At 45.6% G+C, this 10276-nt stretch carries 10 protein-coding genes; 1 reads left to right on the top strand and 9 read right to left on the bottom strand.

Annotated features, from left to right (window positions below):
* Positions 1-364: 364 nt before the first annotated feature.
* Positions 365-625: a hypothetical protein gene (locus OXN25_22560; protein MDE0427647.1), complete on the top strand. Its 261-nt coding sequence runs from the start codon at positions 365-367 to the stop codon at positions 623-625.
* Positions 626-932: 307 nt separating this feature from the next.
* On the opposite strand, the gene OXN25_22555 is transcribed toward OXN25_22560, so the two are convergent.
* From OXN25_22555 to OXN25_22515, 9 genes are all read right to left on the bottom strand, one after another.
* On the bottom strand, positions 933-1271 hold the full coding sequence (locus OXN25_22555; GenBank protein MDE0427646.1) for a P-II family nitrogen regulator: 339 nt from the start codon (positions 1269-1271) through the stop codon (positions 933-935).
* A 159-nt stretch (positions 1272-1430) separates the two neighbouring features.
* The gene (gene glnA, locus OXN25_22550; protein MDE0427645.1) at positions 1431-2846 is read right to left on the bottom strand and encodes a type I glutamate--ammonia ligase; all 1416 of its coding nucleotides are present in this window, start codon (positions 2844-2846) and stop codon (positions 1431-1433) included.
* A gap of 467 nt (positions 2847-3313) precedes the next feature.
* Positions 3314-3892 carry a dCTP deaminase gene (gene dcd, locus OXN25_22545; GenBank protein ID MDE0427644.1) on the bottom strand — a complete coding sequence of 193 codons (579 nt, stop codon included), beginning with the start codon at positions 3890-3892 and terminating at the stop codon, positions 3314-3316.
* Positions 3893-3929: 37 nt separating this feature from the next.
* Positions 3930-5294 (bottom strand): (Fe-S)-binding protein, encoded by a 1365-nt coding sequence (locus OXN25_22540; GenBank protein ID MDE0427643.1) that lies wholly within the window; start codon positions 5292-5294, stop codon positions 3930-3932.
* Positions 5295-5319: 25 nt separating this feature from the next.
* Positions 5320-5793 carry a hypothetical protein gene (locus OXN25_22535; protein ID MDE0427642.1) on the bottom strand — a complete coding sequence of 158 codons (474 nt, stop codon included), beginning with the start codon at positions 5791-5793 and terminating at the stop codon, positions 5320-5322.
* Positions 5771-6619 (bottom strand): ATP-dependent sacrificial sulfur transferase LarE, encoded by an 849-nt coding sequence (gene larE / locus OXN25_22530; protein MDE0427641.1) that lies wholly within the window; start codon positions 6617-6619, stop codon positions 5771-5773. The genes OXN25_22535 and larE overlap by 23 nt, the downstream gene beginning before the upstream one ends.
* A gap of 72 nt (positions 6620-6691) precedes the next feature.
* Complete coding sequence (gene def, locus OXN25_22525) at positions 6692-7291, bottom strand: peptide deformylase (protein ID MDE0427640.1); 600 nt, start codon at positions 7289-7291, stop codon at positions 6692-6694.
* A 97-nt stretch (positions 7292-7388) separates the two neighbouring features.
* Positions 7389-8930, bottom strand: a complete 1542-nt coding sequence (locus tag OXN25_22520) for a hypothetical protein (protein MDE0427639.1) — start codon at positions 8928-8930, stop codon at positions 7389-7391.
* A gap of 38 nt (positions 8931-8968) precedes the next feature.
* On the bottom strand, positions 8969-10051 hold the full coding sequence (locus OXN25_22515; GenBank protein ID MDE0427638.1) for a VWA domain-containing protein: 1083 nt from the start codon (positions 10049-10051) through the stop codon (positions 8969-8971).
* Positions 10052-10276 lie beyond the last annotated feature (225 nt).

Genomic DNA, 10276 nt, shown 5'->3' with positions numbered 1-10276 from the left:
TATGGAATTTCAACGAAGAACCTTCTCTTAACTTTGCGAAATTGTGGTCTAAATACGCGTATGCACTTCAGTGGGTTCTCCTTTCTGAAAATTTGTTAATCTATGTACCTTGAGTTTTCCCAAATACTACTTTTAGCATTTTTGTTAAACTTCTGTAATCTATTGTAAATTTTAGTTTTTTTTTGTCAAGTGAATTTAAAGAAATTTGCATGCTTTTTTTCACTTGCTCCATTTTTTCCTGAAGATTTGTATTGAAAGGTATTTTGTTGATAAAAGTGTGAGAAAGTTAGTGGGTTTATGCTAAAATATCTCCTCAGAGTCAAGTTTATAAGTGCACTTCACCAAATATGTAAGGAGGTATTTTATGAAAAAGATCTATCCAAAACGGGTAAATCCGAACTTCATGCTAACACGTTTTGCGGAAATATGTAAGCCGCTTGGTATGAAAAAACCGGTTTTCCGTAACCTCTGCTTCATGTTGCATGCGATGAGTGTTGCGAAAACATTTCGGATGAATGAGATTGCGACGTGCTTGCCGATTGTTGTGGATCGCGAGAAATCGAAGCAGAAAAGGTTGCTGCGTTTCCTTGAAACCCCGTTGTCTACAGAAAAACTTTTTCTATAATTACGATTATCAAACACGTGCTCACGGACTGATGGAACCAGTGCTTTCTTATCTCATTTTTCACGGAACTACATCTTAGAGGGGAGCCATTTTAGCCAACTCCTTTGGAAACTAACTGACTTTCTCACAGACAAACCTGACAAAATCAATGACTATCTACCTTCAAAAAAATGGGGTAAGTGACCGACACAGATGAGTAGGGATTGAAAGGATAGGAATGTGGAGATAGTCCCAAATAGATGGGGATAAGTGTCACGGAAAAGAGGGGCAGATATGAAGGACATCCACCCCTACATTAAGAGCGATATTAAACAGCAGCAGGACCTCTTTCACCTGTACGAATACGGATGGTTTCATCAATGGGCAGTACGAAGATTTTGCCATCGCCGATTTTACCGGTCGAAGCGGCGGTTTGAACGGCTTCAACGACTTTATCAACATTTTCTTCCGCAACAACGATTTCGATTTTTAATTTCGGGACAAATTCGATCGTGTATTCGCTACCGCGGTAGAGTTCGGTGTGACCACGGCTACGCCCGAATCCACGAACTTCGCTGACTGTCATGCCCCGAACACCCACACTGCTGAGTGCCTCTTTGACCTCCTCCAGTTTGAAGGGGCGGATAATACATTCCAGTTTTTTCATGAGATTCTCCTTGCTAAAAGTGAATAGGGTTGTATAGCAATCTCTGCCTTTCAATCAGGGCTTGCAATCTCTGCCCTCAAGGCTTACAGAAACGAGTCTGTAGGGCAAATGCGGGAACCTGCCCTACAGAACGTTCTTTAATAGCCTCGTTCACGCGGTTTAAATATCGTGATAGAGGAAGAATTCATACGGGTGTGGCCGCATGTTTATAGCATCAACCTCATTTTCACGTTTGTAATCAATCCAGACATCCAAGACATCTTGGGTGAACACGTCGCCTTTGAGGAGATATTCGTGGTCGTCTTCCAAGGCATCGAGGGCATCGCCGAGGGAGACCGGCGTGGACTCAATATCCGCGAGTTCTTCCGGCTCGAGGTCATAAAGGTCTTTATCCAATGGATCACCCGGATCGATACGATTCTGTATACCGTCAAGTCCTGCCATCAGTAACGCACTAAAGGCGAGGTAAGGATTACAGGACGGATCCGGTGTGCGGAATTCAATCCGTTTTGAACCCTCACTTGTGGAGTAGACAGGGATACGGACACAAGCACTGCGGTTCCGTTGTGAGTAGGCGATATTGACCGGTGCTTCGTACCCTGGAACTAACCGTTTGTAAGAGTTAGTTGTTGGGGCAATAATTGCGCAAAGCGAAGGCGCATGCCTAAGCAAGCCACCGATGTAATAACGTGCGTCCTGGCTTAAAAGCGAATATCCTTGTGGATCATAGAAGATATTCTTGCCATTTTTCCAGAGACTCTGGTGAACGTGCATACCAGAACCGTTGTCTTGGAAGAGTGGTTTCGGCATAAAAGTCGCAACAAGATTGTTGGCACGCGCTACATTTTTGATAATGTACTTATACAAAGCAATGTTGTCGCCTGTTTTTGTGAGTTCACCATAACGGATATCAATCTCACCTTGTCCTGCGGTTCCGACTTCGTGGTGATGAACTTCCACATCAATACCGGCTTCCATCAACTTCAGGCAGATCTCGGAGCGGAGGTCTTGAAGTGTATCGGAGGGCGGTACCGGGAAATATCCCTCTTTGTAGCGCGGTTTGTAACCGAGGTTTGGATTCTCTTCGCGCCCTGAATTCCAACTTCCCTCAACAGAGTCAACGGCATAGAAACCGGAATGTTGGTTCTGTCCGTAGCGGATGTCGTTGAGGAGGTAGAATTCTGCTTCTGGTCCCCAGTAACTTATATCAGCGATCCCGGTGGATTCGAGGTACGCTTCAGCCTTCTGTGCAATATGCCGCACATCGCGCGTGTAATTCTCCAATGTGATTGGGTCTTTAATGTTACACGTGATACTCAGCGTTGGTACCTTACAGACGGGGTCGATGATCGCAGTCGATGGATCCGGGAAGAGCAACATGTCACTCTCATTAATTGCCTGAAAACCACGGATACTCGAACCGTCGAAACCGCTACCTTCTTCAAAAAGTTCTTCGGTCAACTCATCTGCCATAAGGGAAAAGTGTTGCCACATCCCCGGCAGGTCCATGAATTTGAGGTCAATTATCTTGACGTTGTTTTCTTTTGCAAGTGCAACCACCTCACTTGGTGTCATTCAATATATCCTCCTATTTCGGCGTAACTTGCTGTCGAAACTACCTCAATCTAACAGATAGAGGCGGTAATTTTACGAAACCGCATAGACAAACCGAGGCGCGGTGCCTTGATTCTACTCATGTTGGTTTCGATAGTTCAGAAAATGTCCTTAGATTCGTCAATTAAACGCGTAACGCATACCACTTGACGAGTGTCTTAATAAAGAGGTAAGCAAAATTTATGCCAATCGACGGTGATTGTAAAAGTTACGACCTTAATTGAAGAAACAGGTTAATTTCCTTTTAAAATTGCGAATTACAGCGGATTTTTTGCTGTGAACCACCCGCTGTACCAATATTTTGTCCACATTCCATGTAAAAAGGTGTGGGACGTTGCTAAATTATTAGGCAAAACATTGCCCGTTTTTTGCGCGTGGTTGGGCAAGGGACAGCGCAGAATATCCCAGCCCATCAGATAGGTTCAATGCTAAGCGAATTCGACATCTTTGTCAAATCGACTCGTCTCAGGTCCCTCCTGTCCTGCGTATTTGTTTGCTGGCTTGAGTTGATACGGGACACGTGCTGGTGAAGAGAGCTGCGCGAAGGTGAAAGCGCAGATCCGCATACCGGGATATAATTTCACTGGCATCCGCCCAAGGTTCCCCAACTCCAATGTAGGTGTCCCTATCCAGCCCGGGTCGAAGAGACCGGCAGTGCTATGGACGATAATGCCAAGTCGCGCTAAACTGCTTCTGCCTTCAAGCCGTGCCATGACATCGTCCGCTAATACAAGTTCCTCTTGAGTCGCTGCAAGGACGAGTTCTCCGGGTTGTATCGTGAAGGCATCGCCATCGGAGACATCGACTCTTCGCATTAAGTCAGTGGTATCAATTCCAGCCCGCAGGTCGATGTACGGATGTTTGCTATGTTCAAAAACGCGAAAAGTGTTGCTGAGTTTGAAATCAATAGAGCAGCTCCCGAGTTGCGTTTTCAAATCAGGTGCGGGATTGATTTTGATTTTCCCTTTGTCTATATATTTGAGAATGTCTGTATCTGATAAAAACATTTTTTATTTTTAAAACTTTGTGATTTTACAAAGGACCTCACCGAGCATCGGTAGGGTTTGAACCGCGTTGCTGCTCAGGTAAAAAATTCTCCGGCGCGATGCCGCGGTAGGCATAGTCTAAGAGATTAACAGGATGCATCGCTTGCATCGGTAACTTGTGTTTTTGGATACCGAGTTGAATCTGAAGCAGGCATCCAGGATTTCCGGTTGCGACGATATCTGCGTCGGTTTCTGCGATGTGCGCCATTTTGCGTTCCAGGATTTCTTGTGAGAGTTCAGGTTGTGTGATGTTATAAATGCCCGCGCTACCACAGCACCATTCCGACTCGGTTAATTCAATCAATTCAAGTCCGGGTATCGCTTGGAGGACCTTACGGGGTTGCGTTTGAACGCTTTGTCCGTGAAGGAGATGACACGGTTCATCATAAGTGACCCGTTTCTCAATTTTTCCTGTCGGTGGTACCATCTCAATTTCGGCTAAAAACTCGCTAATATCGCGCATCTTATGACTGAAGCCTTCCGCTTTTTCAGCGTAGGTTCCATCGTTTTCTAAGAGTGCCTCGTATTCCTTCAGGGTCGCCCCACAACCCGCGGAATTGATGATAATCGCATCTAAATTTTCTTCTTCAAAAGCATCAATATTCTGTTTGGCAAGATCAGAAGCGACATCTCGTATGCCGTTGTGCAGATGCAAGGCACCACAACAGGTCTGCTGCCGAGGCGTAACAACTTCGCATCCATTTTTTGATAAAACCCGAATCGTTGCAACATTCGTCTCCGTAAAGACTTGGTTCATGACGCATCCCGGTATGAATCCGACGCGGTATCGGGTTTCACCTTCGGCGGGTGTAACGTCTCGTATCGTATATTTCAATTGGGGTGATGGAATTGTCGGAAGCAGGGATTCCATCTGCCCGAATTGACCCATCAGTTTCAGAATGCCTGTCTTCTGGACGAGCCTCCGGATACCAAGTCGTTGATAGAGCCACATTAATTCAAAGATTAAGTCCAATCGTTCTTTATTCGGCAAAATATGCTTGAAGACCAAGTTCGTCCAAAATCGGTAAGCTGCTGAACGCGGCGCGTTCTGTTCATATATAGCGCGTGCCTCTTCAAGGAGTTCCCCGAAATGAACACCAGAAGGACACGCCGTTTCGCATGCGCGACAATCTAAACACCGATAAATGTATTCCGACCATTCCTCGTTGAGTGGAATAGCGTCTTCGTCTTTGAAGGCACTCCCCATAAGGTAAAGTCTACCTCTTGGTGAATCCGTTTCTAAACCTAATTCCCGATAGGTTGGACAAGTAGGTAGGCAGAGTCCACAGTGTGTACAGGCATCCCACTTTTTCCAGCTGAAGGTGTCTACACCGATAAGTTGTTGTGTGTGTTGATTGGACATATCAAATTTTACGATGTTTGATTATTTATTCCTTGTTTTTTACCGATGTGTCGGGTGACCCCGCACGGAAAACACGCAGATTTGGAGATCTCTTTAACAAGCGTGTGAATAGGAAGAAGCTGCCGATGATGCCGGCACCGAGCAGCCCCAAACATGCAAACGCAAGAATACCGGCAAGGAGGAGGAGGGGTATGTCCAAGATTTTAGAAATCACAGGACTCATCGGCGGGTCAGAAAGCATCCAGACAATGTAAAGAAAAAATAAAACAATCAAGCCAATCGCAGTTAACGTTAGATGGACCGGATTTGCTTTACCTGCAAAGCTGTCCTTAAGGTTTCGGGTACGGGTGCCCTCAATTTTTTCTCCTAACAATTCCTTTTGGTCTTGTGTGAACGTCTTTTTCCGAGAGGATGCCCTTGAAACTAATCGCCTTTTCCTCCGTTGCATTTCTTTGGTGGATCGGTATGGCTTTAGGTTAATGCATTTGAGTTTGTGCATTCGTAACCCCCTCGTTAAGGCTGCCGGAACGATACCCCTGCAAGTCAAGCGTAACATGGGCATATCCAAGCGTTTTAAAATGTTCGTTAATATCACGCCGCACGGCTTTTGAGTGCATCCGCGAGATTTCTTCCGCATCTAACTCAATTCGAGCAAGTTCACCGTGATGTCGGACTCGAAACTGACGAATCCCTAAATCGTAGAGGAATTGTTCAGCCGCATCCACCTGTCTTAGCAATTCACGGGTAATCCGCATACCGTAAGGGAATCGTGAGGAGAGGCAAGCGAACGCCGGTTTATCCCACGTTGGGAGATCCCACACTTTTGAGATCTCACGAATCTCCGCCTTTGTCAAGTTAACATCAATCAAAGGAGCTTGGATACCCATTTTTTTCGCTGCATCCATTCCGGGACGGTGGTCACCCACATCATCTGGGATGGCACCGTAAACGATTGTGCCGACATCGTACTTTTCAGCGATCGGACGGAGTTTATCGAACAGTTCTGTTTTGCAGAAGAAGCACCGATTGGTAGGGTTGCTTGCGTACCCTTCGAGGTCTAATTCGTGTGTATTGACTGTTTCAAAGCGAATTCCAATCTGCTTAGCAATTTCCTGTGCTGCTTTCATTTCCCGGATGGGATAGGAATCAGAGATAGCTGTAACAGCGAGGGCGTTCTCACCCAATGCGTGTTGTGCCGCCTCTGCGAGAAATGTACTGTCAACACCACCGGAAAAGGCGACAATGACCTTCTCATAAGCGTGCAAGCATCCATAGAGTTCTTCGAGTTTCCTTTGTAGGATAGGCTCAAGTTTTTGATTTGACATATTTTTGAGTAGCAAGTTTCGGTGAACACGTTACACCAAAGTAGCTGCCATCCTTCGGACAGGTATAGGAGGTTAAACGGGACGTTCGGCGCGTTGCAGTTTCTGCAATTCGTCACTGAGCAACCGTCGTTTTAATCCGCTGATTCGGTCAATAAAAAGTATGCCGTTGAGATGATCTATTTCATGTTGCAGAACACGCGCCAATAAACCGTCGGCTTCAATATGGACAGATTCGCCGTATGCATTGAGTCCTTCAACAACAATGTTCTCTGGACGTTTCACATCGGCAGTCACATCTGGGATACTAAGGCATCCTTCCTCGGCAACAATTTCTCCGTCGGAACTCAGAATTTCGGGGTTAAACAAAACCAAAGGCTCGTATTCCTCATCGTCCTCTTCGCCGATATTGACAATGATGAGCCGTTTCAGAACACCGACCTGTGTCGCGGCGAGTCCAATACCGTTGCCTGTAGCCTCCAGCGTCATCAACATCTCGTCAGCGAATTGACGCTCTGCATCGGCGATCTCTGCCACCGGTTCTGCTTTTCTGCGAAGGACCGGATCGCCGTAATAGCGTAGTTGCAAAGGGGCTGTTTCACGCAGCACCACACTATCTTCTCCACCTATATCCGAGGTGGCTGTATTCTTAGGCTTTCTTCTACGTTTTGGCATGTATCAGGACGTTCTCCATTTGCAACATATCTTTAGACAAAAACAACTTTTAATAGGTTATCACTTATTGAAGATTCTGTCAAGCAAAAAGTTTTTCTCAAGGTATCGGCATTAGATACAGATAGAAGCCTTCGTCATCAACAATTGAACCGGTAAATTGGGTTAGGAAAGTGAGGTTATGCTGTGCACGCAATTCAGGGTCTAAAGAGCGGTTCATGATAATTAAAAGGTCTTGGGCTGTCTGTGTTCTTAGGATACTTGCCTCCTTAAGGACCTGATCGTCTGGGATATCGACATCGGGCATGCGGACATCGTCCCATCTAACGAAAGAGCCAAACCGGCTGCCGTGTACATAATAAATTTCATCTTTTTCGAGATACCCGACAATCGTGCTCGCAGCATAATCGACTTCCCCTACTATCGTCATGTCTTGCATATCTTCTGCTTTGATATATTCAGCCACCTGTTTTCCATAAGAGAAGACATAGCGGTCCTCGAGTATGACCGTTGTTATCCCTCCAATGAACTGACAGACGAAGATGAAAGTGACAAACGAAGAAAATAGGCGTTGTGACAACGCACTAAGGCTTTTGAATGGGAGGGTTATCTCAGGACAGTCTCTATAAATCCAAGCGATCATAAGAAATGTAATAAACAGAAATCCGTGGTGGCGCATACTACCGTAATACTTTATGTAGAAAAACACTAAAAGTCCAAATGTCGCCATGAGGTATATAAGCAGGGCAGTAGGGCGTTTGAGGAGTAAGAAGATGCTGCAAAGGATAAGAAGGCAACAGAGCGGGATTTGGATGGCCTGGAAGAGGTTATACGTCTCTAATTGGTGTTTGTTCCAGAAATTAAGCGAGAATTCTGGGATAGGTAGAAGCGCGCGGGAAATAAGTTTAATAACGTTGCTGAATTCTGTTGAATCATAAGCGAAACGCCATTCAACAGCAAAACCAGTATCTGCTGGAGGATTCAGTTGCAAAACTGCTGTAATGATACCGATGCCGATAAGGGCGAATCCGATCCAGATTGATTTTTTATCGCCTATCGCCTCAATCTCCTCAGCGAGTGGCTTAGAGAGCCAATTGCGATAGAGGTATTCACAGCAAAGCGCGAATCCTATCGTTATGGTAAGAATTAACGCGTGTACACTCGTATGCGAAAGGAAAAATAATACACAACCGATCCAAATAAAACGTCTGTAACGTTCACTGAAAAGAATACAGAAAACAATTATCAGTAGCAACCCAAGCGCGTAGTTTCGCGCAAGAACAGCGTATTCATAAAGCACAAAATAGCCAAAACAGAAGAGAAATTTTTGGAAGCGATTGAAGGGTGCGTAACGAACAAATAGATAGACCGTGCCAGTTGCAATCAGAAGATGAAACACCTGCATGATGACAGGGGAATGTGTGATACGGGTGAGTGGCATGAGACAGAGGTGCCATATCCCCGGATGTCCTTCATATTTGAGGTGCGCGAAAAGTTCAAAGACCGAGGCACTGTCCCGGGCAAGGAGCCATGCCTGAATCTCGTCACGCCACATCTCATGGTGGCTTGTTGTATAAGCACCTATTGCAAGGAAAAGGAACGCTAAACCGAGTGCGTAGTGTGTTTCCTTTTTACGCATCATTACAGCCGCGATCTTTGAATCGAGGCACCTCTATGCTCTTACTGAATTGCGAGGCTTGAAATAGGCAGCCATAAGCCGCCGGTAGTTTTGGCAATAAATTTCTGGAAAGGCTCGTCTCGTCCGATAACATCTACCTTAATTCTTGCAGTCTTCATCTTCATCATTACATCTATTGAAGAGTAGGCACCGCTTACATACTCATCCGTTACAAAAATGAAATGGACTTCAGCGTCTCTTCGAAATGTTACCTCATCGGCGGCGCGGATAAGTGCGTCCAAACCCCTCTCATCTCCTCGAAATTTGAGTTGACTGAGGACTTTTTTCACCTGCTCGGTTGAGCGGGTTTGCGGAATCACTTCAAAGTCCAATCCAAGGAGACTATAGCCAGTTCCTGCGCGAAAGGCGACGATACCGATAGTGAAATCGATCCCGGCACTCGCAAATTGGTCGGTCATACTATTGAGATGTTCACGCACTGCGTCAACATCGTTTTTCATACTTCCACTACCGTCAATAATGAAGACGATATCGACAAGATTTGTACGCCTGCTGGCGATAATATGCTTGGCGATCCTGTTTAGCGCAAGGTCAGGAAGTGTGAGTCCACCAAGATCCGAGGTAGCCTGCCCGTTGGTTTCTGCTATGAATCCACCGGTGTGTCTACTCGGTTTGCTGCCGCTACCAAAGGTCCCTGAACCTAATCCAATGCCTGTTCCGCTACTACTACCAGATACAGGTTTGGCTTGCAGACCTTTACCGTGGCTGTATGCCGTTGAGTGGGTTGCTGAAAAGGGTTCTGGTGTTTCCAATTCGAGAGGAACATCTTGATGGGATACAGATGTTACCGGCGGTTGAAGCGATGGCGTTTTGACTTCTAAAACTTGTGTTTGTTGCATACTTTCGGGCGTCACCATCGGTTTCAGCGGCATCTGATGGATTCTTTTCATCGGGAGGCGCGGTGTCCTCAAGTGGATTTTGGCGATGTCAAACGCAGTGCCTGTCTCAATGTACCGATCCGGTCTTTGTCGGTACAAGGCTCCAAGCGTCAGAAACAATAAAATATGAAGCCCAATGGAAATAACGAGGGCTTTTGGGATATTTTTGCTAATTACGACTTTCATTTTTGTTCCGTGCGGTCATGCAATTATGCTTCAGTTTTTGCAAAGCCCATGGTAACGGAAATTATTATAGCATTATCTCTGTGGTTATTACAAGCAGAGAACGCATTATTTAGAAAAAAGTTGACGAAAATGTTAAAATTTGGTATGCTATAAGATAGAACCTATGTGGAATCAGAGCGTACAACGTTTCACTTGCTCTCTTACAGTCGGTGTGATAACGTCGGT

The organism is Candidatus Poribacteria bacterium (assembly GCA_028820845.1).
In the GTDB taxonomy this organism is placed as follows: Bacteria; Poribacteria; WGA-4E; order WGA-4E; family WGA-3G; genus WGA-3G.
The sequence above is the reverse complement of the archived record's forward strand: the minus strand, read 5'-3'. Positions and strand labels throughout refer to the sequence as shown.

Excerpts from the sequence above, each read along its gene's own strand:
- dcd (MDE0427644.1), bottom strand. The coding sequence starts at position 3,892 with ATGTTTTTATCAGATACAGACATTCTCAAATATATAGACAAAGGGAAA.
- larE (MDE0427641.1), bottom strand. The coding sequence starts at position 6,619 with ATGTCAAATCAAAAACTTGAGCCTATCCTACAAAGGAAACTCGAAGAA.
- glnA (MDE0427645.1), bottom strand. The coding sequence starts at position 2,846 with ATGACACCAAGTGAGGTGGTTGCACTTGCAAAAGAAAACAACGTCAAG.
- OXN25_22535 (MDE0427642.1), bottom strand. The coding sequence starts at position 5,793 with ATGCACAAACTCAAATGCATTAACCTAAAGCCATACCGATCCACCAAA.
- def (MDE0427640.1), bottom strand. The coding sequence starts at position 7,291 with ATGCCAAAACGTAGAAGAAAGCCTAAGAATACAGCCACCTCGGATATA.
- OXN25_22560 (MDE0427647.1), top strand. The coding sequence starts at position 365 with ATGAAAAAGATCTATCCAAAACGGGTAAATCCGAACTTCATGCTAACA.
- OXN25_22515 (MDE0427638.1), bottom strand. The coding sequence starts at position 10,051 with ATGAAAGTCGTAATTAGCAAAAATATCCCAAAAGCCCTCGTTATTTCC.
- OXN25_22540 (MDE0427643.1), bottom strand. The coding sequence starts at position 5,294 with ATGTCCAATCAACACACACAACAACTTATCGGTGTAGACACCTTCAGC.
- OXN25_22520 (MDE0427639.1), bottom strand. The coding sequence starts at position 8,930 with ATGATGCGTAAAAAGGAAACACACTACGCACTCGGTTTAGCGTTCCTT.
- OXN25_22555 (MDE0427646.1), bottom strand. The coding sequence starts at position 1,271 with ATGAAAAAACTGGAATGTATTATCCGCCCCTTCAAACTGGAGGAGGTC.